Here is a 25852-nt window from a genome sequence, read left to right on the forward strand (position 1 = left end):
GGCTCTACGACTCCCCCTTCGACGGCATGGCCACCCTCGCCGCCGACCTCCCCGCCGACGTCGCCGCCGCCGGCTACGCCCTGGTGGACGCCCTCGCCCGGATGCTGAAGGCCGACGGCGATCCCCGGCCGCTCGGGCAGCTGCGCACCCTGGTCTACGCCGACCTGCTGCACCGCCCGTGGGAGACCGGCCACCCGCCGGTCACCGCCCACCTGCAGGTCATCGCCACGCTCAGCGCGCTGACCGGGCGCTCCCCGGAGGCGGGTGCGGTGAACGGGCTGCCGATCACCGCCGCCCACCTCCGCGAACTCCTGGCTCAGCTCGACGCCCTGGGCCTGCGCGTTCCCGAGGGCGGGTCGGTCACCCTCGCGCTGGTCGACGACGACGGCACGCTGCGCGCCACCACCACCCTCGACCAGCTCCGCCGGCTCGCCCGGGTCGGCTGCCCCGACCACCCGGACACGGACTGCGCGTGCGCGGTGCTCGACCGGCCCGAGCCGACCGACCGCTACGCACCCTCCGCGCCGCAGCGGCGGTTCGTGCACACCCGCGACCGCACCTGCCGCTTCCCCACCTGCGGCCAGCGCGTCGGCTGGGCCGATGCCGACCACGTCATCCCCCACGCCCACGGCGGCACCACCGACTGCGCCAACCTCTGCTGCCTGTGCCGCAGCCACCACCGCCTCAAGACCTTCGCCAAGGGCTGGCGCTTCCGGATGGGCGCCGACGGCACCCTCACCGTCACCACCCCGTCGGGCATCACCCGCACGACCCGGCCACCCGGCATGCGACCACCACCGCCGGCAGAGCCCGACCCACCGGTCGACCCCGGACCACCACCGACCGACCCGGCCGACGAACCCCCACCGTTCTGACCGACGTCACGGCCTCGGGCGCCGGCTCACCCGCACTGCGGGGAGCCGACGCCCGGGACGGTCGTGCCCGCGCGCGCTGGCTGCGACCGGGGTCAGGTCGCGAGCCGTCCGGCGCCGTTGCCGGCCGCGTCCGCCTCGACCGGGCTCGCCTCGGCCGCGCCCGGCGTCGTCGGCAGTCCCGAGGTGCGACCGACCACGAACTCGTCGATCTCGAGCCGCGCCACGCGCACGGTGCGCAGGTCCGTGCGTGCCACGGCCACCCGTCCCGCGGCCAGGCGTCCCACGGTGAGCGAGCCGACCGCGAGGCCACCCACCGCCGCCGAGCCGAGGGCCACCGCGCCGACCGCCAGCGCGCGCACCGCCAAGGCCCGCACCGCCACGGGGCCGATCACGCGCCCACGGGCCGCCCGCCCGCCGGCCCGGCGTCCACGGGCCGCGTAGCGACCGGCCCGGCGTCCGCGGGCCGCCTGCCCACCGACCACGCCTCCGCGGCGCACCCGCGTCACCTCTCGCGTCTGCATGGCTGCTCCCTCCGTCGGACGGATCCGCCCCGGACCCTGCACCCCCTGGCCGGGGAGGCGGAGGGGCGCAAGGCCCCGGGGACGGCGGGACCAAGGGCACGGGCGACGACGGTCAGACCGACGGCTCCGGCACCGCGCTCGTGACGGCGGGCTCCGCGACGGCCGCCCGCTGCGGGACCGGCTCGGGGTGCACCACCATGACCGGGCAGGGCGCGTGCACCGCGCAGTGCAGGGCCACCGAGCCGAGGACCATCCCGGCGACCCGGCTGCGGCTGCGGCTCCCGACGACGAGCAGCGCGGCGCCGTCCGCGTGCTGCACCAGCGCCTCCGCCGGGGACCCCTGCACCACCCGGATGTCGGTGCCCGCCACCGACCCGAGCACGTCGGCGACGAACGCCGTGACACGGCCGCGGGCGTGCTCCTCGGTCTCGGAGACCGGCGGCGCGGTGATCGCGTACAGGTCGCTCCAGTAGGCCGCCGGTTGGTAGGCGGCGACCACCTCGAGCCGCGCGCCGAGGCGCCCGGCCTCCTCCGCGGCGCGGGCGAGGGCGACACGGGACGTCGCCGAGTCGTCCACGCCGACGACGACGCGCGGCGGGGGCTCGACAGCTCCCGGGTGCACGACGACGACCGGGCACGGCGCGTGGGCGACGCAGTGCAGGGCCACCGAGCCCAGCAGCGTGCTGCGGACGCCGCCCCGGCCGCGGCTGCCGAGCACGAGGAGGTCCGCGCCCTCCGCCAGGGCGACCAGGTGCTCGGACGGCGCGCCCGCGGCCACCACGACGTCGGCCTGCACCTCGGCGGTGCCGGGCACGGCCGCCACGGCCGGGTCGCGGCGGACCTCCTCCACCAGCGCGCGGACCCGCTCCTCGGTGTCCCTGCGGATGGCGTCCAGCCGCCGGGTGTCGAGCAGGAACGGGTCGGTCCAGTAGAAGTCGACCGGGTAGGCGCTGGCCACCTCGAGCCGCGCCCCGGTGCGGGCGGCCACCGCCAGGCCCCAGCCGAGCGCGGTGCGCGCCCCCGGCGAGCCGTCCACGCCGACGACCACGCGGCCCGGCCTCGTCGCGTCGCTGGTCCCCTGCTGTGTCGTCACCGGTCCGCCTCCGCTCCCTGCCCGGTCACCCGCCGGGCCCGTTCCGACCCTGCGCCGTCCGCCCGCGGGAGTCCGCGGGCCGACGTCCCCGCGTCCGGGGACCTTCGTCCCGGCCGGGTCCACCGGCCCTGCCGCACGACGCCGACGGGCCCTGACCGCAGCGGCGGCAGCGGTCGACGCTGGCCGCGTGACCTCGCTGCTGCCCCCTCGCCCGCGTCCCTCCCGGCCGACCGCCGCCGACCTGGCCCGGGAGGTGCGCGACGTCGTCACCGACCTGCCCCTCTTCGTCGCCGCTCCGCTGCTGCGTCCGTGGCACCGGCGCTGGGGCGCCACCGCGGCGGAGGTGGCCGCGCCGATGCCCGGGGACGACCTGGAGCCGCGGGCGCAGTACCGCTGCACGCGGGCGATCACCGTCGGCGCGCCGCCGGAGGAGGTGTGGCCCTGGCTGGTGCAGGTCGGGTGCCTGCGCGCCGGCTGGTACGCCGACGACCTCCTCGACCACCTCGGCCACCCGAGCGCGCGGCAGGTCGTGCCGGAACTGCAGGACCTGCACCGGGGCCTGTGGCTGCCGATGTCGCCGCGCCCCACCGAGCGGACGGCGTTCGTCGTCGAGTCGTTCGAGGCGCCCCGGGAGATGCTCTGGCGGACGCCGACGAGCACCTGGGCCTGGCGGCTGGTCCCGTTGGAGGGCGGGCGCACGCGCCTGGTGACCCGGTTGCGGACCCGCTACGACTGGCACCGGCCGGACACCGTCGTCGGCGTCCTGCTCATGGAGCTGGGCGACTTCCCGATGATGCGGCGGATGCTGCGCGGCATCCGCGACCGGGCCGAGGCCGCGCACCGCGAGGACCCCCGGTGAGGACCGGGCCGGCGCTGCGCCGCACCGCCACGCTGGCGGTGCCGGTGGCGGTGCCGTCGACGATGGCGGCCGTCTTCTCGGTCCTGCGCCGCCGGCTGCCGCCGCGCGCGGCCTACGCCGCCGGGTTCGCCGTGTACTGGTTCGGCTGGTGCGGCGCCTTCCCGCTCTGGGTGCTCGGCCCCCGTGGCGCCGTCCGTGCCCTGCGCAGCGGCCGGCGTCCCGGACCGCTCGACGTCGCCCTCCTCGCGGTCCCCGTGGCCGGTTCGGTGAGCGCCGAGCTGTGGCCGCACCGGCACCTCGTCGACCGCGAGGTGGCGGCGGTCATGGTCACGACGGCGACGGTCAACGCCGTCGGCGAGGAGCTGCTGTGGCGCGGGACGTTCCTGGGCGTCGTCCGGGACGACGTCGTCCGCGGTGCCCTGTGGCCGCTGGCCGGCTTCACCCTCTGGCACCTGGCACCCCAGCTGGTCCACCCCTCCGCCCGGGGACGGCTGCCCTTCCTCGCTGCCGACGGGGTGGTCGGCGCCGTCTCGACCGCCGTCGCGTGGCGGACCGGCGGCCTGCGCGGCGTCGTGCTGCCTCACCTGCTCACCGACGCCTGCGGCGTGCGCGCCGCCCGCGTCTGGCTCGGCCGCTGAGGCGCCCGGGGCTCAGACCGTGCCGCCGCTCCCGGGTGGGCCGAAGGCGGCCGGCGGCACGTCCCACGGTCCCCGCAGGCGGCCGCAGCGACGGCACACCTGCTGGTCCGGACCCTCGGAGCGCTCGTCGGGCGGGTGGCGGCGCGTCCAGTCGTGCAGGCCCACCAGGCAGGTCAGGGGCTTGCGGCGCCCCCGGGGCGTCGTCACGGCGCAGCCGTCCCCTCCCCGGCGGGCAGTGCCGCGACGGGACGGTGCGAGCGGCGCTCGGCCCGGTCGCGGATGCCGTGCAGCATCCGCCGGGTCATCACCAGCGTCACCGGCTCCATCACCCGCCCGGCGAGCCGGGCGCCCAGCCGGGGGTCGACCACCGTGCGGGACCGGGCCAGCAGCCGGCAGCCGCCCGCCGCCTCCCGCACGACATGGAAGGACCAGACGCCGTCCCAGGGGTGCTCCGGCGGCGCCTGGCGCAGCACCAGCGCCCGCGGCGGGTCGACCTGCGCGACCCGGAAGGCGTAGCCGTCCCGCAGCGGCCCCCAGCCCTCGGGGACGACGACGACCCGGTCGCCGACGGCGAGGTGCTGCCACTCCTCGCGGACCTCGTCGGCGGTGTGGATGTCCAGGCCGACCAGGTTCTCGAGCCAGTCGTAGCTGTACATGCCGCCGCGGCCCTGCCCCATCTGGACCAGCCACGCCCAGACCTCCTCGGCGGGCGCGGCGACGGACACCCCCAGGGTGGTCTGCTCGGCCGGCCCGGGGACGAGTTCGTCCCCCGGGAGGACACCGGACACCTCGCCGGGCGTGGCTCCCCAGTCGCGGTGGCGGTGCACGTGGTCCAGACCGGCGGCCCCGGCGGCGGCCAGCAGGAGGCCGCGCAGCACGGTCCTCACCTCCCCGGCAGGAGGTCGAGGTCGAGATCGGCGAGGGCCATCTCGCCGTAGCGGTCGTCCCCCTCGGGCAGGTGCCAGACGGCCGAGACGGCGGTCGGGGCGGGCCGGCCTCCCCGGACCGTCCACCCGGTCACGGGGGTGCTCCACGGCGTCCGCACCGGACCGCCGGGCAGGTCCGCCCAGCGGTCCTCGGTCCAGAAGTCCAGGGGCCGGCCCGACCCGTCGAGGGCAACCACCGCGCTGACGGTGCGCCCGGCGTCGGTCACCGAGACGGCGAAGCGATCCTCGCCGCGGTCCTCCCACCCGGTGCGGGGGTGCAGCAGCATCGCCGGGGCCAGCAGGACGGCGTCGTTCAGCCAGGTGACGAGCTCCCCGGCGTCGAACGCCGGCCCCGACCCGTCGGCCACGGTCACCAGGCCGAGCGCCTTGCCGAGCATCCGCCCGTGGCCCGCGCGGTAGGTGTCCCAGCCCCACATCGGCAGGACACCGCCGACCAGCAGCCGCATCCGGTAGAGGCGGGCCACCTCGGCCGCCGTGTCGACCTGCCACGAGTCGGCGGCCATCCACGACCCCCCGGGCCGCAGCCGGAACCTGCCGGTGAAGTGGGCCCGCAACGACCGGGGGCGCGGCCGGCCGAGCACGCCCATCGCCTCCAGGTAGCGGACCGCGGCGGACGGCAGGCCGGCGAGGTCGTCCTGCGTCACCGGCGCGGGATCCACCGGCCCGGCGCGCAGGCCCGCGGCGGCGACCCGCCGGGTGAAGGCGGACGGCGGCCGGGCCGTCGTGCGCGGCCGGTCAGACGTGGACGTGCTCATGCGGTACCTCGCTCGGGGGGACGGGACGGGCGGCGGGCACGGCGCGCAGCAGCCGGGTGAGCAGCCACGCCCCGACGGCGCCGAGGACGCCGAAGCCCGCGATCGGGCCGACGACCTGCGCGGTGTTGCCGGCCGCGGTGAAGACGGTGTCGTGGGCGTACAGCCCGCTGCCCGCCAGCTCGGCGGGCTGCCCCCGCGGGGTGACCACCCGCACCGGTTCCCCGGTGGGGCGCCGGACCAGCCCGGTCGCGGCGGCCACGGCCGCGAGGGCCGCGACCAGCCCGGGCAGCCGGCGGAGTCTCGTCCTCACGGCGCGCTCCTCGTCGTCGCGGTGCCCGGTGCGGGAGGAGGCCGACGCTAGGGAGGCGCGGACCGGGGTGGGTCGGAGCGAAGGGCACCCGGAGTCGGGACCTAGGTCCCCCGCGCCGTCGGCCGGCGGTCCCGAGGATCGGGGGGACCCGCGTCCCTCCGGAGAGGCTCCCCATGACCGCGCTCGACACCCCGGCTCCCGCCTCCGCGGAGGACCTGGCCCTCGACCTGCGCTGGTGGGCGGCGGCCAACCACCTGACCGCCGCGCAGATCTACCTGCGGGCCAACCCGCTGCTGCGCGAGCCGCTGCGGCCCGAGCACGTCAAGCCGCGGCTGCTGGGCCACTGGGGCACGAGCCCCGGCCTGACCATGCTGCACGCGCTGCTCAACCGGCTGATCCGGCGCACCGGGCAGCAGGTCCTGGTGGTCACCGGCCCCGGGCACGGCGGCCCGGCCGTGCTCGCCGGCGCCTACCTCGACGGCACCTACAGCGAGGTCCACCCCGAGGTGTCGCGGGACCTCGCCGGGCTCACCCGGCTGGTGCGGCAGTTCTCCACGCCCGGCGGGGTGAGCAGCCACGCCGGGCCGCACATCCCGGGCAGCATCCACGAGGGCGGGGAGCTGGGGTACGCGCTGCTGCACGCCGCCGGCGCCGCCTTCGACGACCCCGACCTGCTGGTGGCCTGCGTGGTCGGCGACGGCGAGGCCGAGACCGGGCCGCTGGCGGCGTCCTGGCGGCTGCCGGCCTTCCTCGACCCGCGCCGCGACGGCGCCGTGCTGCCGGTGCTGCACGTCAACGGCTACAAGATCTCCGGGCCGACCGTCCTCGGCCGCTCGTCCGACGAGGACGTGTGCGGCTACCTGCGCAGCCAGGGCTGGGACCCGGTCGTCGTCGCCGGGGACGACCCCGCCCGCGTCTTCGCCGACCTCGACGCCGCCCTGGCCGACGCGCACGCCCGCATCCGCGCGGTCCAGGACGCCGCCCGCTCCGGGCAGGAGCAGGGGACGCCGCGCTGGCCGGCCGTCGTCCTGCGGACCCCCAAGGGATGGACCGGGCCGCGCGCGGTCGACGGCGTGCCGGTCGAGGGCACGTGGCGCTCCCACCAGGTGCCGCTGGCCGGCGTGCGCGAGAACCCCGAGCACCTCGCCCGGCTGGAGGCGTGGCTGCGCTCCTACCGCGCCGACGAGGACTTCGACGCCGACGGCCGGCTGGTGCCCGAGCTGGCGGCCCTGACCCCGCCCGGGGACCTGCGGATCTCCGCCTCGCCGCGCGCCGGCGGGCCGCGGTTCCGGGTCCGGCCCCTGCCGCTGCCCGACCTCGCCGACCACGCGCTGCCCGTCCCCTCCCCCGGCGTGCTGCACCACGAGACCACCCGCCCGCTCGGCACGTACCTGCGGGACCTGTTCGTCCGCACCGCCCGGGCCGACGGCGGCGGCGACTTCCGGCTGTTCTCGCCCGACGAGACGGTGAGCAACCGGCTGGGCGCCGTCCTCGAGGTCACCGAGCGCTGCACGCAGCTGCCGGTGCTGCCCGGCGACGAGGCGCTGGGCCCGCACGGGCGGGTGATGGAGGTGCTCAGCGAGCACCTGTGCGAGGGCTGGCTGGAGGGCTACACGCTCACCGGGCGGCACGGCCTGTTCGCGACCTACGAGGCGTTCGCGATGGTGAGCGCCTCGATGGTCGTGCAGCACGCGAAGTGGCTGCAGCAGTCGGCGCTGGAGCCCGGCCGCCCGCCGGTGCCGTCGCTCAACGTGCTGCTGACCAGCACGACGTGGCGCAACGACCACAACGGCTTCTCCCACCAGGGCCCCGGCCTCATCGACACCGTGGCGCCGCTGGCGCCCGAGGTCACCCGCATCTGGTTCCCGCCGGACGCCAACAGCACGCTGGTCGTCGCCGAGGAGTGCCTGACCAGCCGGAACCGGGTCAACCTGGTCGTCGTCGACAAGCAGCGGCACCTGCAGTACCTCGACCTGGAGCAGGCGCGGACGCTCGTCTCCGCCGGCGGCGCGGTGTGGGAGTGGGCCGGCACCGAGGAGCCCGACCGGGCCCGTACCGACCTGCCCGACGTCGTCCTCTGCGCCATCGGCGACGTGCCGACGCAGGAGGTCCTGGCCGCCGCCCAGCTGCTGCGCGAGCACGTGCCGCACCTGCGGGTGCGCGTGGTGAACGTGGTGGACCTGCTCGGCCTGCTCCCGCCCGGCGAGCACCCCGCGGCCCTCACCTCCCAGCGGTTCGCCGACCTGTTCACCGACACCGTCGACGTCGTCGTCGCCTTCCACGGCCACCCGCGGGCGATCCACCCGCTGCTGCACGGCCGGCCCGACATCGACCGGTTCCACGTCCGCGGCTTCACCGAGCACGGCACCACGACGACGCCGTTCGACATGGTCGTGCTCAACCGCATGAGCCGCTACGACCTCGTGCTGGAGGCGCTGCGCCGCTCGCGCCGGGTGCCCGAGGGCGGCGACACGCTCGCCCGGCTGTGCCACGAGCAGCTGCGCCGGCACCGCGAGTACGTCGTCGAGGCGCTCGAGGACCTGCCCGAGGTGCGCGACTGGACCTGGTCCCCCGGCCCGGCCTGACCGGCGGCACGCCGGCTCCCCGGCGGACCCGCCACCGGACCGGCGGGGTCGCGCGCCGGCGCCGTCAGTCCCGGCGCCCGAGGAGGCGGAGGCCCAGCACGGCGAGGACCGGGACGAGCGCGCCGGCGAGGGCCGCGGCGACCTCGGGCAGGGCGAGCGCCTCGGTGCCCAGGAGCTGCTGCAGCGGCGGCGCGTACACGGCCGCCACCAGCAGCACCGCGCTGCACGCGACCGCCACCGGCAGCCAGCGGCCCGCGCGGCCGGACCGCCAGGCCCCGGCCGGCCGCGTCACCAGGGCGACGGCCAGCTGCCCGGCGGTCAGGCAGACGAACAGCTCGGTCTGCCACGGGCCACCCCCGGCGCGCGCGACCACCGCCACCAGCAGGCTGCTCGCCGCCACCGCCGCCCCGACGACGGCCACCCGGACGCCCAGCACCCGGTCGAGCACCCCCGCCGACGGCCGGCGCGGCGGACGGGCGAGCACGTCGGGCGCGGCCGGCTCGCTGCCCATGGCCACCCCGACCGGGCCGTGGGTGAGCAGGTTGACCCACAGCACCTGGGCCGGCAGCAGCGGCAGCGCGAGGCCGACGAACGGGCCGAGCAGCATGACCAGCACCTCGCCGAGCCCGCCGGCCAGCCCGAAGCCCACGAAGCGGCGCACGTCGTCGTAGACCCGCCGCCCCTCGGCGACGGCCGCGGTGACCGTGGCCAGGCTGTCGTCGGCGAGCACGAGGTCGGCGGCCTGCTTGGCGACCTCGGTGCCACGCCGGCCCATCGCGACGCCGATGTCGGCCGCCCGCAGCGCCGGCGCGTCGTTGACGCCGTCGCCGGTCATGGCCACCACGTGGCCCGCGGCCTGCCACCCGGTGACGTGCCGCAGCTTGCCCTCCGGCTCGACCCGGGCGAGCACGGAGGTCCCGGCCGGGTGGGCGTCGTCGACCAGCCCGACCGCGCGGGCGACCGCCTCCGCGGTGCCGGCGTGGTCCCCGGTCACCAGCACGGGGCGGATGCCGGCGCGGTGGCAGGACGCGATGGCGGCCGCGGCCTCCGGGCGGACCGGGTCGGCGAGGGCCACCACCCCGAGGAGGACGCCGTCCTGCGCGACCGCCAGCAGCCGGGCGCCCTCCGCCGCCCACGCCGCCGCCACCTCCTCGGCCGCCGCGGCGCCGGGCAGGCCGGGCAGCACCGCCTCCGGCGCGCCCTTGACCACCACCGTGGTCCCGCCGGCGGGCGTGCGGTGCGTGGTGGTCATCCGGCGGGTGACCGCGTCGAAGGGCTCCTCCGCCAGCCGCGGCTGCGCCGCGCGGACCGCCGCGACGTCGACCCCGGCGGCCACGGCGGCGCGGACCAGGGCGGTCTCGGTGTCCGCGGTCCCCGCGGTGCCCGCCGCGCCGGCGCCGGTCGGGTCGGCGTCGTTGCACAGGGCGGCGGCCTCCAGCAGCGCGCGGGCCGACCGCGGCAGCGGGCCGCGCGAGAGCGCGCACGGCCCGTCGGCCGGGGTCCAGACCCGCTCGGCCACCATCGCCCCGGCGGTGAGGGTGCCGGTCTTGTCCGTGGCCAGCAGGGTGACCGAGCCGAGGGTCTCGACGGCGGGCAGCGACCGCACCACCGCGCCCCGCCGGCTCATCCTGGTCGCCCCGCCGGCCAGGGCCAGCGCCACGACGGCGGGCAGCGACTCGGGCACCGCGGCGACGGCCAGCGCGACCGCCGCGACGACCGTCGTCTCCCACGGCTGGCCGCGGAGCAGCCCCGAGGCCACGAACAGCAGGCAGGCGACGGCCACCGCCAGCGAGATCTGCCGGCCCAGCCGGGACAGCCGCCGCTGCAGCGGGGTCAGCGGCGACCGGCGGTCGACGAGGGCGGCGACCCGGCCGACCACGCTCGCCGCCCCCGTGGCGACGACGACGGCCTCGCCGGTGCCGCGGACGACGGTCGTGCCGGCGTGCACCATCCCCGACCGGTCCCCCAGCGGGGCGCCGGCGGGCGAGACGGCGTCGGCGGTCCGGTCCGCCGGCAGCGACTCGCCGGTCAGCGGGGACTCGTCGACCTGCAGCCGGGTGCTCCGCAGCAGGCGCGCGTCGGCGCCGACGACGTCCCCCGCGGCCAGCCGCAGCACGTCCCCGCGCACGAGGTCCCGGGTCGGCACCCACACGTCCCGCCCGCCGCGCACCACCCGGGCCGACGGCGCGACCAGCTCCGACAGCGCGGCCACCGCGCGCAGTGCCCGCCGCTCCTGCACCACCCCGAGGGTGGTGTTGACGACGACCACCAGCCCGATGACCGCCGTGTCGACGAGGTCGCCGACGGCCGCGGTCAGCACCGCGGCGGCGAGCAGGACCAGGATGAGCGTGTCGCGCAGCTGGGCGAGCACCGAGCGCAGCAGGGACACCGGCGGCTCGGCCGCCACCTCGTTGGGCCCGTCGGCTGCCAGCCGCGCCGCCGCCTCCGCGTCGGGCAGGCCGGTCGCCGGGTCGACGCCGGCGCGGGCGGCGACCTCCTCCGCCGGCAGGGTCCACGGCCCGGGCCCGTCCCAGCCGGAGCCGGTCGCGGAGGGCCGGGTGCGGGTGGGGGCCGCCGGGGCCGGCGTCGGGGTCCTCACCCCGGGAGCCTCCGTGCGGCGGCGACGGACTCCCCAGGGCCGGAGGTCCCGCGGCCGGTGCCGTCCGTCCCCCGCACCCACCTCGTGCCGCAGGTCCCGCGGGAGGAGGACCTGCGGCCCCGGTGCCCCCGGGTCCCGCCGGTCGAGAGTGGGAACGGTCCCACGCCGCCGACGACGGGGAGGAACCGTGACCTCCGTGACCGAGCCCCGGCCCGCCACGGCCGGGACCGCCGCCGTGGCGTCCCTGGTGGACCTGGACGCCCGCGACGTCGACCGCGCCGGCACCGAGGGCGCCGCCCTCGGCTGGCTCCTCCGCGCCGGCCTGCCCGTCCCCGGCGGCTTCGTCGTCCTCGCCGGGGGGCTGCACGCGTCGCTGGTGGCCGCGGGCCTCGACCGCGACGTGACCCTGCTGCACGGCCAGGCCCTCGGCGCGGTCCGGGCGCAGGCCGCGCCCTGGCTCGGCGACCGGCTCGCCGCCGCGTGCGCGCGGCTGCAGGACCTCGTCCGCCGGGCCGGGACCGCCCCCGGCCTGGCCGACGCCGTCGCCGCCGCCTACGCCGCCCTCGGGGACGACGTCCCGGTCACGGTGCGCTCCTCCGCCGTGGGCGAGGACGGCGGGGAGCAGGCCTCCGCGGGAGCGGGCGCCGGCCCCTCCGCCGTGCGGGGCGCCGCAGCGGTCGTGTCGGCCGTCGTCGAGTCCTGGGCGTCGCTGTTCGGCCCGCGGCCGGTCGCCGCCCGCGCCCGGTGCGGCATCGACGGGGTGCCCGCACCGGCCGTCGTCGTGCAGCGCACGGTGCCCGCCCGCCGCTCGGGCGTGGCCTGCACCGCCGACCCCCTGAGCGGCCGCCGCGACCGGGTGGTCGTGGAGGCGGCGCGGGTCCCGGGCGGTGCGGCCGGCGGGGCCGGACCCGACACCTACGTCCTCGACGCGGAGGGCCGCCGGCTGCTCGGCGTGCAGCACGGCGGGCACGGCAGCGGCCCCGCACCCCGCGGCGCGCAGCCGGTGCTCACCCCCGCCGAGGCGCAGGAGGTGGCCGCGCTCGCGCTGCGGGTGCACCGGCTCACCGGGATGCCGCAGCGCGTCGAGTGGGCCGCCGACGACGAGGGCCCCTGGCTGCTCCGGACCCGGCCGGCCGGCCACGGGCCGCCGCCCGCGCCCGCGGCCGCCCCCGCCGGGGAGGGTGCGACCGAGCCCACCGCGACCGGGCTGACCGTGGTCCTCGACGACCCCGGCCGGGCCGGGGAGGTGGCGGCGCTGCCGGTCGACGGCGTCGGCCTGCTGCGCGCCGAGCCGCTGCTGGTCCGCGCGCTCGGCGGCACCCACCCGGCCGAGGCCCTGGCGCGGGGCCGTCCGGAGGAGGTGGTGGACGCGCTCGCCGACGGCATCGGCCGCGTCGCCCGGGCCCTCGCCCCCCGGCCGGTCCTCTACCGGACCGCGGACCTGCGCAGCGACGAGTTGCGCCGGCTCGCCGGCGGGGAGGCGCACGAGCCGGTCGAGGCGAACCCGCTGCTCGGCCTGCGCGGCTGCGCCCGGTACCTCGCCGACCCGGCGCTGTTCCGGCTCGAGCTCGCCGCGCTGGCGCGGGTGCACGAGGAGTGCCCCAGGCTCGGCCTCCTGCTGCCGATCGTCCGCACCGGCGCCGAGCTGGAGCGCACCCTGGCCCTGGTCGACGCCAGCCCGCTCGGCCGCCGGCACGGGATGGCCCGGTGGGTGACGGCCGCCGTCCCGTCGGCCGTGCACTGGCTGCCGGCCTACGTCGCGATGGGGATCGGCGGCGTGGCCGTCGACGGCGACGGGCTGACCCGGCTGGTGCTCGGGGACGACCGCGACCCGGCCGGCGTCGCCGACCCCGCCGTGCTGGCCGCGGTCGCGGAGGTCGCCGGCACCGCCCACCGGCTCGGGATCCCGTCCTCGTTCTGCGGCCGGGACCCCACGGAGCACCCCGGCCTCCTCGACTCCCTGGTCCGCGCCGGCGTCACCTCGGTCGCCGTCGCACCGGCCGCCGTCGCGGCCACCCGCCGCGGGCTGGCCCGGGCCGAGCGCCGGGTGCTGCTGGAGGCGGCGCTGGCCCCGCGCGACGGGGAGCCCCGGTGACCGCCGACCCGGCGGCGGCCGCCGCGGTGGACCTGCGCCCCGTCGTGGCCGGCGTCGACGGGTCGCGGGACGCGCTCGCCGCGGCCCGGTTGGCCGCGCGCGAGGCGCACGACCGGGGGACGACGCTGCTGCTGGTGCTCGCCGTCCCCGGCCCCGACGGCGGGACCCGCCCGCCGGACCGGGTGCTCGACGCGATCGAGGTGCTCCGCACCGCGTGCGGCCTGGTGCTCGACGCCACCGCGGCGGAGCTGCGCCGCTCCTGCCCCGGGCTCACGGTCACCCCCCGGCTCGTCGACGGCGACGCGGTCCAGGTCCTGCGCGACGCCGCGGCCGGCGCCCAGCTGCTGTGCCTGGGCACCTCCGGCTCGGGCAGCGCGCGCGACCTCTTGCTGGGCTCCACCGCGGCCGCCGTCCTCCGCGCGGCTCCCTGCCCGGTCGCCGTCGTCCCGCTGCGCAGCCGCTGGTCCGGCGGCGGCCGCAGCGGCGTGGTGGCCGGCCTCGACGGCGGCCCCGGGTCCGCGGCGGTGCTCGCCGAGGCCCTGCACGCGGCGGCGCTGCGCGGCACCGGCGTGCTGGCCGTGCACGCGTGGGCGCGCGGGTCGGTGCTCCCCCTGTCCGCCTCCGACCGCCTGGTCCACGACGAGGCCGCGCAGCGCCGGGCCGAGGTCCTCCTCGACGACCTGCTGGCCCGCGCGGGAGCGGTCCGCGAGCGGTGGCCGGACGTGCCCGTGCGCAGGGTCGTGCGCCAGGGCCGGGCCGCGGAGACCCTGCTGGCCGCCGCGCTCCCCGCCGAGCTGCTGGTGATGGGGCACCGCCGGCACGGGCTGCTGGGGCGGCCGCTGCGCTCGGTCACCTCCGCGGTGGTGCACTCCGCCGGCTGCCCGGTGCTGGTGGTGCCGCTGCCCCCGCCGGCCGGGGCGGACGCCGTCGCCGGCTGACCGGTCCCGGCCTCAGCGGTCCCGCTGGACGGCGGCGACCAGCTCGGCGGCCACCTCGCGCAGCTTGCGGTTCCGGCGCTGCGACTGGCTCGCCAGCATCGCGAACGCCTCGTCCCCGGTGCAGCCGTGCCGGCCCATGAGCACGCCCTTCGCCTGCTCGATGACCGCCCGCGACTGCATCGCCCGGCGCAGGTGGCGGCTGAGCTCCTCGGCCCCGGCACGGGTCGCGGCGTGGACGACGGCGCCCGCGGCGAACCGCGCGAACGTGCGCGCCGTCTCGAGGGCCGCGTCGTCGAAGGTCCCGCCGTCGGTGCGGTACAGGTTGAGGGAGCCGACCACCCGGTGGTCGATGGGCATGCCGACCGACAGGACCCCCGTGACGCCGTGGCGGCGGGCCAGCGCCGCGAAGTCGCGGTAGCCCGCCTCGGTGGCGGTGTCCGGGATCGTGACCGTGGACCCGCTCACGGCCGCGTCCGTGCAGGGACCGAAGCCCGCGTCGTACTGCCGCTCGTCCAGCTCGGCCGCCGCCGGTCCGGTCACGCCGACGGTGACCGCACCGGCCGAGCGCACCAGCGTCACCGAGGCCTGCGCGGTCCCGGCGAGGCTCGCGACGGCCAGCTGCGCGACCCGGGTCAGCGTCGCGGTCAGCGACGAGGGGTCCAGCCCGACGCGACTGAGCTCCAGCAGGGCGTCCTGGAGGTCGAGCCGCGCGCGCGGGGCGTCGGCGGGCATCCCGGTCACTCCGTCCGTCGGAGGCGCCCCAGTCCACGCGCCCGGCGGTCGCGGCCGCAGTGCCGAACGTCCCGCGCGCCAGGGCCGGTCAGCCGCCGCGCGCCCGGTGCGGTGGGGCGCACGCTCGGCGCGTGCCCCGGACCGTCGTCCTCCAGCTCGTCGCGCTGCTCGGCGTCGCCGTCGCGATCGTCGACGCGCTGCGCGGCTCCGACGGCGACCTCCTCCTGCTGCTGGGCGCCGTGGCGCTCGTGCAGCTGGCCGCGCTCGCGGCCCGCGCCCGCGGCCGCTCGGCGGTCGCGCTGCGGCCGGACCTCGCCGGGTGGCTGCACCAGCAGGCGGCGGCGACCGGTGAACCGGTGGAGCGCCTGGCCGACCGGTGCGTCGCCGCCTACCGGGCGGGCCTGACCGGGACGCCGGCCGAGCGGTCGTGACCACCGCGACGGGCCGGGCGCCGGCCGCGACCGCCGTCCTCCGGCTGACCGCGGGCACGCCCGCCCCGCCCGGGCAGCTCGGCGGCAAGGGCGCGTCGCTGGACCGCCTCGTGCAGCGCGGCACCCCGGTCCCGCCGACCGCGGTGGTGACCGCGGACGCCTACCGCACCGTGGCCGCCGACCCCCGCCTGGCCGCGTTCCTCGACACCCTGCGCTCCGGGCCGCCGGTGCCGGCCGACGAGGTCGACGCCGCCTTCCGGGCCGTGCCGGTCCCGCCCGCGCTGGCCCGCGCCGTCGTCGCCGCCGCCCGCGAGGTCGCGGCCGGGCGGCCCCTGGCGGTGCGCTCCTCGGCGACGGTCGAGGACATGGCCGCGGCCTCGTTCGCCGGCCAGTACCGCTCGTCGCTCGACGTCGACCCGGAGGCGGTCCTCGACGCCGTCCGGCTCACCTGGGCCTCGCTGTGGCACCCCGCCCCCGTCGCCTACCGGCGGGCGTGGGGCATCCCCGACGAGGACGTCGCGATGCCCGCGGTGCTCATGCGGATGGTGCCCGCCCGCTCGGCCGGCGTCGTGTTCACCGTCGACCCCGGCGGCGCCGCCGACCGGGTGCGGGTGGAGGCGGTGCAGGGGCTCGGCGAGGCGCTGGTCTCCGGCGCGCGCACCCCGGAGGTGTTCCTGCTGCCGCGCGGCGGCGACCCGGACCCCGGCCTCCCCGTCGCGGTGCGCGAGGCGGCCGCGCTGGCCCTGCGGGTGGAGCGGGACGAGGGCCGGCCCCAGGACGTCGAGTGGGCGTGGGACGGCACCCGGACCTGGGTGGTCCAGGCCCGCCCGATCACCACCGGGCCCGCGCGCACCGACGACGGCTGCGACACCCCGCCCGACGACGACGAGCTCACCACCGAGGGCATCGGCGAGACGCTGCCGGGCCTGCTGCCGCCGCTGGTGTGGGACGTCGCCTCGTTCCTCGTCGAGGAGGCGCTGCGCGAGGTCCTCGGCCGGCTGTGGGGGCTGCCGGCGGACCGGACCGGCCCGCACGAGCTGGTGCGCCGGGTCCGCGGCCGGGCCGCCCTCGACCTGGACCTCATGCGGGCCGCGGCCCGGGCGGTGCCCGGCGGCTCCGAGGCCGAGCTGGAGCGGCAGTACCTCGGCGCGCCGGTCTCCGGCGCCGAGGAGGGGAAGCGGGCCCCGTGGTGGCGCACCGCCCGGCTGCAGCTGCGCGCCGGCACCGCCCGCCGCCGCGCGGCCGTGGAGGCCGGCGTCGTCCTGGGCGCCGCCGACGAGGCCCTCACCGACCCACCCGCGCTCGAGGACCTCGACGATGGCGCGCTGCTCGCCTACCGCCGGCGGCTGGTCGACCTCGGCGCCCGCGCGACGACCGTCGAGCTCGCCGTCGCCTCCGCCGCCGTCGCCGCCTACCGGGAGCTGGAGGCCCGCCTCGCCGGGCACCTCGGCGAGCAGGCCGCGGCGGCGTGGGCCCAGCGGGTGACCGCGGGCGGGGCGACCCGCCGCGACCGCTCGCCGGCGGCGTCCCGGTCGGTGTTCGCCGGCCCGACGTGGGCGGAGGCCGGGCAGGCGACCGTCCCCGCCCCGCCCTCGCGCCGGGAGGAGCGGGACGCCGCCCGCGCCGAGCTCGAGGAGGACCTGCGCAGCCGCCCGCGGTGGCGGCGGGTGCGCGTGCTCACCGGCCAGCTGGTCGACGTCCGCATGCACGTGCTGCGCCGGGAGGTCGGCGACGCCACCGCGGGGCTGGCCCGACGCGAGGCCGTCAAGGCCGCCGTCCTCGCCGTCGGCGGCGAGGTCCGCCGGGTGCACCTGGAGGCCGGACGCCGGCTGGCCGCCGCCGGGGTCCTGGCCCGGCCGGAGGACGTCGACCTGCTGCGCGACCGCGAGCTGGGCCCGGCCCTGGACGGCGCTCCCCCGCCGCCGGCCGAGCTGGCCCGCCGCCGCCGGTGGCTGGACCAGCGCGCCGCGGACCCGCCCCCGCCGCTGCGGTGGACCGGCGTGCCCGCGCCCGCCCCGGCCGCGGTGCCCCGCGGCGACCGGCTGTCCGGCTGGGCGGCGAGCCCGGGGCGGCACACCGGCCGGGCCCGCGTGCTCACCGAGCCGCGCCCGGAGCTGCTGGCCGAGGGCGAGGTGCTCGTGGCCGCCGCCACCGACGCCGGGTGGTCCCCGGTGTTCCTGCGCGCGGGCGCGATCGTCGTCGAGCGCGGCGGGCCGCTGTCGCACGCGGCGATCGTCGCCCGCGAGCTCGGGCTGCCGGCCGTGCTCAACCTGCCCGGCGCCGCGGTGGTGCTGGACGGGCGCACGGTCACCGTCGACGGCGACACCGGCACCGTGCTGCTGCACCCCGACGGGGACCCGGCGTGACCCCCCGCCGGGTCCGCGAGGACTGGTGGGACGACGCCGACGTCGACCGCGCCCAGATCTTCGTCCCGGCGATCATGGGTGCCGGGCTGCTCGTCTCGGGCGTCACCCTGCTCCGGGACGCGCTGCACGGCCGCCACCGGCGCGGCCGCGACCGCGAGACCGAGCTGCACGCCCGCGCCGCCGCGGCCTTCGTGCGAACCGGGGCCCCGCCGCACACCGCCCTCGCCGCCGGGCTGCGGCCGCGGGTGCACTACCTGCTCCTGACCCTCACCGCGGGCGGCCTCGCCGTCTACGGCGCCCGTGGCGCGACCAAGAACTACGCGCCGGAGACCGGCATGTTCGCCGGGACGGCGTGGCTCTACGCGCTGCTGCTGCTGCTCGTCGCCGGGCTCGGCGCGGTCGCCACCTGCGCGGCCGTCGCGCTGGTCACCTGGCCCGACCCGCCGGCCCGGCTGCGCCCGCTGCTGGCCGGCACGCCGCTCGGGCAGCGGCCCGGAGACCGCACCCGCCGCGGCGTGCTGCTGCTGGGCTGGGCCGCGGTGCTCACCACCGCCGCCGCGGTGCAGTTCGTCTTCACCACCGCGGGCGCGCCGCAGCTGCTGGCCGAGATCGACGACGAGGTCGGCCGCCGCAGCGACGCCCTGCTGCCGTGGGACCTGCTGGGCAGCGTGCCGGTCGCGGTCGGCCTGGCGGTGCTCGTCGGCCTCGTCGGCCGGCGCTGCGCGGTGTTCGCGCTCGGCCTGCTGGCCGTCACGGCCGCCGTCCTGGTCGCGCAGGCCGTGGTGGCCGACCGCCTGGAGCGGGCCCACCCCCCGGACGGTCCCCTGGCCGGGCTGACCGGGTCGCTGCCCAGCGCGCCGGTCGTGCAGGCCACCCTCCTCGCCGGCTTCCTGCCGCTGGCCGTCTACGCCCGCACCCGCCGCCGCGGGCCGGCCCTGGCGACGCTCGCCCTGACCGCCGCCGCGCTGGTGGTCGTCACCGTCGACGTGGTGCGCAGCCGCTCCTCGTGGCCCTCCGACGCCGTGGCCGGACTGCTGGCCGGCGCCGCCGTCGTGCTGGCGTCCTGGTGGGCGCTGGAACGGCCGCGCCTGCACCGCGGGTGTTCCGGCTGCCCGTGGGAGGCCCCGGCCGACGCCGCCGCGGGACCGGGCCTGCTCCCGCTGCGGCCGGACGAGGAGACCGCCGTCCGGCGGCTGGCGCGCGGCTGGCTGCTCGGCATGCTGACGCTGTTCACCACGCTGGCGCTCGTCGAGGGCCTGCCGACCAGCCCCGAGGGCGCGGCGATCGGGCCCTCCCTGAGCCGGTCCCTGCAGCTGGCGCTGCTCGGGCTCGCCGCCCTCGCGCTGCTGGTGTCGCTGCGGTGGCAGGCCGCCGGCGCGGCGATGGCCGCCGTCGCGGGCACCGGGCTGGCCGTCTTCGCCGCGACCACCTACCAGCCGTGGGTCAGCGTGCTGATCGGCGCGGCGTTCCTCCTGCCTGCGGTCGGCCTGTGGCTCGCGTGGCAGCACCGCCGCACGATGCGCTCGGTGGTGACCCTGGCGATGGTCACCGGGCTGCTGCTCGCCGGCACCACCGGGGCGGCCGCGGAGGTCCGAGACCGGCTCTTCGGGCCGCTGCACCCGCGCTCGGCGGAGCTCGCGCTGCCGGTCGAGTCCGTGGAGTGGGCCTGGTCGGGCGGGGTCACCGGGCGCGGCGCGAGGGTCGTGGCCCTGCTGGACCGGACGGACGCGCAGGAGGCCCGGCTGGTCGTCGTCCCCGAGGACGGCGGGCCCGCGGTCCGCTCCGCCGCGGTGGCCCCCTCGGCCGACGGCGTGGTGCGGCTCGCCGTCGGCGGGCTGACGCCGGCCACGGCCTACCGCTGGACCGTCGAGGTGGACGGCGACCCCGACGGCTCCCGCGGCACCGGGCGGTTCACCACGATGCCGGAGGGGCCGGCCTCGTTCACGCTCGCGGTCGCCTCGTGCGCGCGCACCGGCTCCAGCGGGGCGGTGTTCGACGCGATCCGCGCCGTCGACCCGCTGCTGTTCCTGCACACGGGCGACCTGCACTACTCCGCCGTCCGGCAGGACGACGTCGCACAGTTCGCGGAGCGGTACACCCGGGTGCTGACCGCGCCCGCCCAGGCGGCGCTGTACCGGGCGGTGCCCGTGGACTACGTGTGGAGCGACCACGACTACGCCGGCGAGTCCTCGGACGCCGGCTCCCCCGTCCGGGACGCCGCGCGCGCCGCCTACCGCGCGTACGTCCCGCACCACGTCCTCGCCGAGGGCGGTGGCGGGTCGATCGCGCACGCGTTCACCGTCGGGCGGGTGCGGGTCGTGGTGACCGACACCCGGTCGGAGCGGACGGCCACCTCGATGCTGGGCGCGCGGCAGCTGGCCTGGTTCGAGGAGGAGCTGGTGACCGCCGCCCGCACCCACGCCGCCGTCGTCTGGGTGAACCCGGAGCCCTGGGTGGCCCCGGACGAGCCCGGCCGCGACGACTGGGGTGGGTACGCCGCCGAGCGCCGGCACATCGCCGACACCCTCGCCGCGGCGGGCGTCGCGAACCTCGTCATGGTCAGCGGGGACGCGCACATGGTGGCCGTCGACGACGGCACGAACACCGACTTCAGCACCGCCGGCGGCGGCGGGTTCCCGCTGCTGCACGCGGCGGCGCTGGACTCGCCGGGCACCGTCAAGGGCGGCCCCTACAGCGAGGGCGCGTTCCCCGGTCCCGGGCAGTTCGGGACCGTGACCGTCACCGACGACGGCGGCGACACCGTCGGCGTCGAGCTCGCCGGCCGGGACTGGCGCGGGGACGTGCTGGTGTCCCTCAGCGTGACCCTGCCGGCGCCGGGGTGACCAGCGCGGCGAGCTGCTCGCGCAGCGCCGCGGTGAGGACCGGCAGGTCGGGCACCCGGTCGGGGTCGACCACCGCGGTCACCGTCAGGGTGCCGGCGTAGGACAGCGCGTCGAAGGAGACGGTGACGTTCCCGGCCTCGCCGGAGGCCACCGGCAGCACCTGCTCGACCGGCCGCCCGGCGAGGGCCAGCGGGGTGCGCGGTCCGGGCACGTTGCTGACCAGGGTGTGGAAGCGGTGCTGGTGGCGCAGCCACCAGCGGTAGGCGCCGGTCGCCGCGAGCAGCCCGAACAGCGACCCCAGGAGCGCGGTCAGCGGCGGGCCGGTGGCCGCGTTGCGGGCCCGCCGGACCGTGCCCGCGAACCGGCGCAGCCGCTCCTGCGGCTCCCCCCGGGAGGGGACGGCGACCACGAGCGGGGTGGTGGCGTTGCCGAGGTCGGTGAGCCCGGCCGCCCGCCGGCCGGTGACGACGACGGTCACCGCCACCGGGTCCACCGACTCGCCGCGGCCGGCCAGCAGCGCGCCGAGCGCGCCGGCGACGGCGACGAGCAGCGCGTCGTTCACCGTGCCCCCGGCCCGGTGCGCCGCCGCCCGCAGCGGCTCGAGCGGCACCTGCACCGCCGCCGTCCGCCGCCGGGGCCCGGTGCGCGCCAGCAGGCTGCACGGTGCCGCCCGGGCCGGGCGCAGGCCGCCGGCCGACCGGCCCGCGTCCCGCACCAGCCGGACCCCCTCCCGCAGCCGGGCCACGGCCCGGGCGCGGCGGCGCCAGGCGTCGGCCGCGAGGGACCGGTAGGGCGGCAGCGGCCGGGGCGGCGTGCGGTCGGGCGGCGGGCCGCCGTCGGCGAGGGAGGCCAGCAGCGCCAGCCCGCCGATCCCGTCGGCGAGCACGTGCGAGAGCACGACCACCACCGCGCTGTGCCCGCCGGGCAGGTCCGGGACGACGACGGCCGCCCAGCCCGGCCGGTCCGCCGGCAGCGGGGTGGCCACCAGCCCGGTGGCGAGGTCGAGCAGGTCCTGGTCGTCCCCGGGGCACGGCACGGTGCGGACGTGCGCCGCCGGCTCCGGGCGCGGCTCGTCCGCCCAGACCGGCCGGCCGGCGCCCGGGGGCACCCGCACCAGCCGCTGCCGCAGCCGCCGGACCCCGCCCAACCGCGCGGCGACGACGCCGGCCAGGTCCCCGCCCCCGTCCCCGTCGCCCCCGTCCCCCGGGCCGAGGACGAGCACCGCGCCGAACTGCATCGGCGCGCCGCCGCGGCCGAGCGCGCGCATCCCCAGGTCCTCCGCGCTCGCGCGGGCCACGGTGCCCGTCACGGCGCCACCGGCGCGACTCGCACCCGCACGTCCAGCGCCCGGGCCCCCGAGCGACCCACCACCAGCGGGTTGACGTCCAGCTCGGCCACCTCCGGGACGGCGTCGGCCAGCCAGGCGACCCGGTGCAGCCGGTCGGCGACGGCCGCGCGGTCCAGCGTGCGGCCGTGCGCGGTGGCGAACAGGCCGGTGGCGTCGACCGCCTGCCCCGCGCCGCGGACGTCGAGCGGGGCCAGGCGGTGGACGCGGCCCCCGAGCGCGTCCGCGGCCCGGCCGCCCGGGCCGACGACGACCACCGGCCCCGCGGCGGGGTCCCGGACCGCGCCCACGAGCAGCTCGTCGCCCGGGGGGACCACCGGCTGCAGCACCGCGCCCAGCCAGTCCGGGCCGGCGGCCGCCACCCAGCCGGCCACGATGCGCCCCACCTCGGCGGGGTCGCCCACCGGCAGCCGCACCAGGCCGGCGTCGGCCTTGTGCAGCACCCCGCGGACCCGGCCCTTGACCGCCACCGGGCCGCCCAGCCCGCGGGCGGCGGCGGCCGCGTCCTCCGCGGTGCCGGCCGCGCGGGTCGGCACCAGCGGCACGCCCGCGGCGGCGAGGAGGGCGGCGACCTCGCCCGGGTCGAGCCAGTCCCCCTCCGGGCTGCGGGCCAGGACCGCGGCGGCCACCGCCCGGGCCGTCCGCACGTCGACGCCCTCCGGCACGGGTCCCCCCGGCGGCGCGGCCAGCCAGGCGGCCCTCCCGGCGGCGGCCGCCAGCGCCGCGGCCGCGACGGCCGGCTCGGTGACCGACAGCAGCGCGGGCCGCCCGGTCCCCGGCGGGTCCAGGCGCTCCAGCGACGTCGACCGGCCCGGCCGCACGTCGACGACCGGGACCGCGTCGTCACGGGCGGCCGCCACCGCCGCGGCCACGCCGGGTCCGGGGTCCCCGACCCCGGTGGGCGCGGTGACGGTGACGACCGCCGCGACGGCGGGGTCCTCGAGCAGGCAGCCGAGGGCGGCGGCGAACTGCCCGGGCGACACGGCGGCGCCGGTGTCGACCGGGTTGGTGACGACGGCCAGGGGCGGGAGCGCCTCCCGCAGCCGCTCGCGCAGCCGCCCGGGCAGGGGGTCGACCGGCAGCCCGGCCGCCGCGCACGCGTCGGCGGTGAGCACCCCGGCTCCCCCGAGGTTGGTCAGCACCGCGACGGTGCCCGGGCGCAGCGGCGGGCGCCCGCGCAGGAGCGCGGTGGCGGTCGCGAGCGTGGTCAGGTCCGGCACCGCCTGGACCCCGGCGGCCGCCCACGCGGCCTCGCGCACCCGCGCCGGTGTCGCCGACCGCGCCGTGTGCGAGGCGGCCGCCCGGGCGCCGGCCGGCGACGTCGCCGAGCGCAGCGCCAGGACCGGGACCCGGCGGGCGAGGTGCGCGGCGGTGCGCACCAGGCCGCGCAGGTCCGGCTCGGACTCGGCGTAGAGCACGACCGCGGCCGTGCCCGGGTCCTCGTCGCACCACGCCAGGACGTCGCGGGCGCCGACGTCCCAGGCGTCGCCGATCGAGACCGCCGCCGACACGCCGAGGCCCAGCCGGGCGAGCACCTGGCCGCCGGCGATCACCACGCCGCCGGACTGCGCCACCAGCCCGACGTCGCCGGCGGGCGGGACGGGACCGCCGAAGCCCGCCACCAGCCGGGCCGGTGCGCCGGGGCACGCGACGCCGACGCTGTTGGGGCCGACCAGCCGCATCCCGTACCGGTCGGCGGTGTCGAGGACCTGCCCGGCCAGGCCGGGGACCGCGCTGAGCCCGCCGCTCAGGACGAGCACCGCGCGGACGCCGTGCACGCCGCAGTCGGCCACGACGGCGGGCACCGCGTCCGCCGGCACGGCGACGACGGCGAGGTCCACCGGCCCGGGGAGCGCGGCGACCGAGGGCACGCACGGCACCCCCTCGAGCTCGCGCGCCGCCGGGTTGACCGCCGTCACCGGCCCGGGGAAGCCGCCCTCCCGCAGCGAGCGCAGCACCGCCCGCCCGACCGACCCCGGCGCCCGGCCGGCCCCGACCACGGCGACCGCCCGCGGCCGGAGGACGGCGCGCAGGCCGGCGGCGGCCGCCTGCCGGTGCCGGTCCTCGACCGCCTCGCGGTAGCGGGCGTCGGCGTGCAGCGTCACGTCGACGTGGACGACGGGGCCCTCGCTGCGCCGGCGCACGGCCAGGCCGAGGTCCGTGAGCACCCGCAGCATCGGGCCGTTCTCGGCGAGCACCTCGGCGACCAGCCGGGCGATCCCGAGCCGGGTGGCCTCGGCCGCGACCTGCTCGAGCAGCGCGGTCGCCACGCCCGCCAGCCGCTCGTGCCCGTCCACGACGACGGCGATCTCGGCGGTGCCGTCGCCGAGGGGGAAGAGCTGGACCGCGCCCGCCAGCCGGCCGCGGACCCGCGCGCCCACGGTGAGGCTCCCCCCGGCCGGGTCCAGGCTGCGCCGCACGTAGCCCGCGAGGTCGGCCGGGTGCATCGTGGCGAACCGCAGCCACGTGTCCCGCTCGGCCAGCCCCTCGTGCAGGGCCAGCAGCTCGCCCGCGTCCGCGGGGGTCAGCCGCGTCAGCACCACCGGGGTGCCGTCCCGCAGCAGCGCCCGCGCCGGCCGGGGCCGGACGGGCGCCGTCACCGCTGGGGGACGGCGAGCGCCTGCCCGCCGGGGACGCCGGTGACCACGTGCCGGGCGAGCCGGTCCATGACCGCCTCCTCGTCGACGGGGACGGCCAGGACGCGCACGCCCGCGGCGACCAGCCGCTCGCTCGGCACGCCGCCCTGGCCGGACCGCAGGGGCAGCAGCCGCGCGCAGACCCGCTCCCGCAGCTCGGCGGAGTGCTGGCCGATGCCGCCGCTGAACACCACGGCGTCCCAGCCGTCCAGCGTGGTCGCCGCGGCCGCCACGGCCATCGCCACCGCGCGGACGAACACCCGCAGCGCGAGGTCGGCGGAGCCGTCCTGCGCGGCGAGCAGCTCGCGGACGTCGGTGCGCCCGCCGGCCAGGCCGGCGATCCCGGAGCGGGAGTGCAGCATCTCGCGCACGGCCGGCACCGAGCCGCCGGCGAGCTCGACGAGGCGGAGCACGACCTCGGGATCGAGGTCGCCGCTGCGGGTCAGGGACGGGATCCCGCCGGCCGGGCTCACCGCCATGGTGGTCGAGCGCGGCCGGCCGTCCTGCACCGCGCTGACGCTGCAGCCGCTGCCCAGGTGCACGACGACGGCGCCCCCGAGACCCGGCAGCAGGTCGACGACGCTCTGCACGGCCAGGCCGTGGAAGCCCCAGCGGCGCAGGCCGGCGGCCCGGGCGTCCGCCGGCAGCGGCAGGGTGACCGCCTCGTCGGGCAGCGCGGCGAAGAAGCCGTCGTCGGGGACGAGCACGGCCTCGGCCTCCGGCCAGAGGGCGCGGGCCTCCTCGAGCACGGCCAGCTGCCGCGGCAGGTGCAGGGGGTCGAGGTGCGCCTCCGCGTGCAGCCGGGCGAGCAGCGTCGCGTCGGCGCGGCGCGGCCCGGTCAGCAGCCGGCTGCCGTGGACCACGCGGTGCGCCACCACCTGCGGGTGCAGGGCCCGGCGGGCCAGGGCGTCGGCCACCTCGGGCAGCGCGCCGGCCCACCCGCCGGGCAGCCGGGCGTGCTCGACGAAGGAGCCGGTGCCGCTGATGGTCACGTGCGCGGCCGCGTCCGGTCCGGTGCGGTCCAGGCCGGTGACGTCGACGCGCATGCGCAGGTCGGGGTCGCGGACGGCGGCCTTCAGCGAGGAGGAGCCGACGTCCAGGGAGAGCACGACCGGCGGGTCGGCCGGCGCGGGGTGGGCGGGCACGGTCCCAGGCTCGGGCGGGGCGGTCGCGCCGCGGCAGGGCCGAACGGCCCCGCGGGCACGCGGGAGGTCACGACCGGGCACCGGCCACGCCGGCGGGGGCACCGCCGCAGGGCCGTCCGTGGGAGGGTCCCGCCCTGCG

20 protein-coding genes are annotated in these 25852 nt (G+C 79.6%); 9 read left to right on the forward strand and 11 right to left on the reverse strand.

Features of this window, described 5'->3' with window-relative positions; genetic code table 11:
• A partial coding sequence (locus tag ACI8AR_RS06125) for an HNH endonuclease (protein WP_457050191.1) occupies window positions 1-875 on the forward strand: 875 nt, incomplete at its 5' end.
• Window positions 876-967: 92 nt separating this feature from the next.
• On the opposite strand, the gene ACI8AR_RS06130 is transcribed toward ACI8AR_RS06125, so the two are convergent.
• The gene (locus ACI8AR_RS06130; protein WP_456935347.1) at window positions 968-1267 is read right to left on the reverse strand and encodes a hypothetical protein; all 300 of its coding nucleotides are present in this window, start codon (window positions 1265-1267) and stop codon (window positions 968-970) included.
• A gap of 241 nt (window positions 1268-1508) precedes the next feature.
• Complete coding sequence (locus ACI8AR_RS06135; RefSeq protein WP_457050192.1) at window positions 1509-2489, reverse strand: universal stress protein; 981 nt, start codon at window positions 2487-2489, stop codon at window positions 1509-1511.
• A 187-nt stretch (window positions 2490-2676) separates the two neighbouring features.
• On the opposite strand from ACI8AR_RS06135, the gene ACI8AR_RS06140 reads away from it, so the two are divergent.
• Window positions 2677-3348: an SRPBCC family protein gene (locus ACI8AR_RS06140; protein ID WP_457050193.1), complete on the forward strand. Its 672-nt coding sequence runs from the start codon at window positions 2677-2679 to the stop codon at window positions 3346-3348.
• Complete coding sequence (locus ACI8AR_RS06145; RefSeq protein WP_457050194.1) at window positions 3345-3986, forward strand: CPBP family intramembrane glutamic endopeptidase; 642 nt, start codon at window positions 3345-3347, stop codon at window positions 3984-3986. The genes ACI8AR_RS06140 and ACI8AR_RS06145 overlap by 4 nt, the downstream gene beginning before the upstream one ends.
• Before the next feature lie 12 nt (window positions 3987-3998).
• On the opposite strand, the gene ACI8AR_RS06150 is transcribed toward ACI8AR_RS06145, so the two are convergent.
• From ACI8AR_RS06150 to ACI8AR_RS06165, 4 genes are read right to left on the reverse strand one after another with little or no spacing between them, the layout of a single operon-like run.
• Window positions 3999-4193: a hypothetical protein gene (locus ACI8AR_RS06150; protein WP_457050195.1), complete on the reverse strand. Its 195-nt coding sequence runs from the start codon at window positions 4191-4193 to the stop codon at window positions 3999-4001.
• Window positions 4190-4864 (reverse strand): hypothetical protein, encoded by a 675-nt coding sequence (locus tag ACI8AR_RS06155; protein WP_457050196.1) that lies wholly within the window; start codon window positions 4862-4864, stop codon window positions 4190-4192. The genes ACI8AR_RS06150 and ACI8AR_RS06155 overlap by 4 nt, the downstream gene beginning before the upstream one ends.
• A 5-nt stretch (window positions 4865-4869) precedes the next feature.
• Window positions 4870-5688: a DUF6544 family protein gene (locus ACI8AR_RS06160; protein ID WP_457050197.1), complete on the reverse strand. Its 819-nt coding sequence runs from the start codon at window positions 5686-5688 to the stop codon at window positions 4870-4872.
• Window positions 5669-5998 carry a hypothetical protein gene (locus tag ACI8AR_RS06165; protein WP_457050198.1) on the reverse strand — a complete coding sequence of 110 codons (330 nt, stop codon included), beginning with the start codon at window positions 5996-5998 and terminating at the stop codon, window positions 5669-5671. The genes ACI8AR_RS06160 and ACI8AR_RS06165 overlap by 20 nt, the downstream gene beginning before the upstream one ends.
• Window positions 5999-6171: 173 nt before the next feature.
• On the opposite strand from ACI8AR_RS06165, the gene ACI8AR_RS06170 reads away from it, so the two are divergent.
• Window positions 6172-8583, forward strand: coding sequence for a phosphoketolase family protein (locus ACI8AR_RS06170; RefSeq protein WP_457050199.1), 2412 nt, complete (start codon window positions 6172-6174; stop codon window positions 8581-8583).
• Between the two features lie 64 nt (window positions 8584-8647).
• Here ACI8AR_RS06170 and ACI8AR_RS06175 read toward each other — a convergent pair whose 3' ends face one another.
• Window positions 8648-11182, reverse strand: coding sequence for a cation-translocating P-type ATPase (locus ACI8AR_RS06175; RefSeq protein WP_457050200.1), 2535 nt, complete (start codon window positions 11180-11182; stop codon window positions 8648-8650).
• 187 nt (window positions 11183-11369) lie between these two features.
• Between ACI8AR_RS06175 and ACI8AR_RS06180 the strand changes: the two genes are divergently transcribed.
• Together ACI8AR_RS06180 and ACI8AR_RS06185 are read left to right on the forward strand one after the other, a co-directional pair.
• A complete protein-coding gene (locus tag ACI8AR_RS06180; protein ID WP_457050201.1) occupies window positions 11370-13277 on the forward strand; it encodes a PEP/pyruvate-binding domain-containing protein in 1908 nt (635 codons plus the stop codon).
• On the forward strand, window positions 13274-14215 hold the full coding sequence (locus ACI8AR_RS06185) for a universal stress protein (protein ID WP_457050202.1): 942 nt from the start codon (window positions 13274-13276) through the stop codon (window positions 14213-14215). The genes ACI8AR_RS06180 and ACI8AR_RS06185 overlap by 4 nt, the downstream gene beginning before the upstream one ends.
• A gap of 12 nt (window positions 14216-14227) precedes the next feature.
• On the opposite strand, the gene ACI8AR_RS06190 is transcribed toward ACI8AR_RS06185, so the two are convergent.
• Entirely contained in the window at window positions 14228-14947 is a 720-nt protein-coding gene (locus tag ACI8AR_RS06190) for an ANTAR domain-containing protein (RefSeq protein WP_457050203.1), read from the reverse strand.
• A 131-nt stretch (window positions 14948-15078) separates the two neighbouring features.
• Between ACI8AR_RS06190 and ACI8AR_RS06195 the strand changes: the two genes are divergently transcribed.
• From ACI8AR_RS06195 to ACI8AR_RS06205, 3 genes are read left to right on the forward strand one after another with little or no spacing between them, the layout of a single operon-like run.
• Window positions 15079-15378 (forward strand): hypothetical protein, encoded by a 300-nt coding sequence (locus tag ACI8AR_RS06195; RefSeq protein WP_456935334.1) that lies wholly within the window; start codon window positions 15079-15081, stop codon window positions 15376-15378.
• Complete coding sequence (locus ACI8AR_RS06200; RefSeq protein WP_457050204.1) at window positions 15375-17744, forward strand: PEP/pyruvate-binding domain-containing protein; 2370 nt, start codon at window positions 15375-15377, stop codon at window positions 17742-17744. Before ACI8AR_RS06195 ends, ACI8AR_RS06200 begins: the two co-directional genes overlap by 4 nt.
• Window positions 17741-20587, forward strand: a complete 2847-nt coding sequence (locus tag ACI8AR_RS06205; RefSeq protein WP_457050205.1) for an alkaline phosphatase D family protein — start codon at window positions 17741-17743, stop codon at window positions 20585-20587. Before ACI8AR_RS06200 ends, ACI8AR_RS06205 begins: the two co-directional genes overlap by 4 nt.
• Here the strand turns inward: ACI8AR_RS06205 and ACI8AR_RS06210 are convergent.
• The 3 genes from ACI8AR_RS06210 to ACI8AR_RS06220 are packed head-to-tail and all read right to left on the reverse strand — an operon-like array spanning window position 20559 to window position 25713.
• Entirely contained in the window at window positions 20559-21896 is a 1338-nt protein-coding gene (locus tag ACI8AR_RS06210; RefSeq protein WP_457050206.1) for a wax ester/triacylglycerol synthase domain-containing protein, read from the reverse strand. The genes ACI8AR_RS06205 and ACI8AR_RS06210 overlap by 29 nt on opposite strands.
• Entirely contained in the window at window positions 21893-24532 is a 2640-nt protein-coding gene (locus ACI8AR_RS06215) for a GNAT family N-acetyltransferase (RefSeq protein WP_457050207.1), read from the reverse strand. Before ACI8AR_RS06215 ends, ACI8AR_RS06210 begins: the two co-directional genes overlap by 4 nt.
• Window positions 24529-25713, reverse strand: coding sequence for a hypothetical protein (locus ACI8AR_RS06220; protein WP_457050208.1), 1185 nt, complete (start codon window positions 25711-25713; stop codon window positions 24529-24531). Before ACI8AR_RS06220 ends, ACI8AR_RS06215 begins: the two co-directional genes overlap by 4 nt.
• Between the last annotated feature and the right edge of the window lie 139 nt (window positions 25714-25852).

This window comes from Geodermatophilus sp. SYSU D01036, from assembly GCF_054050435.1.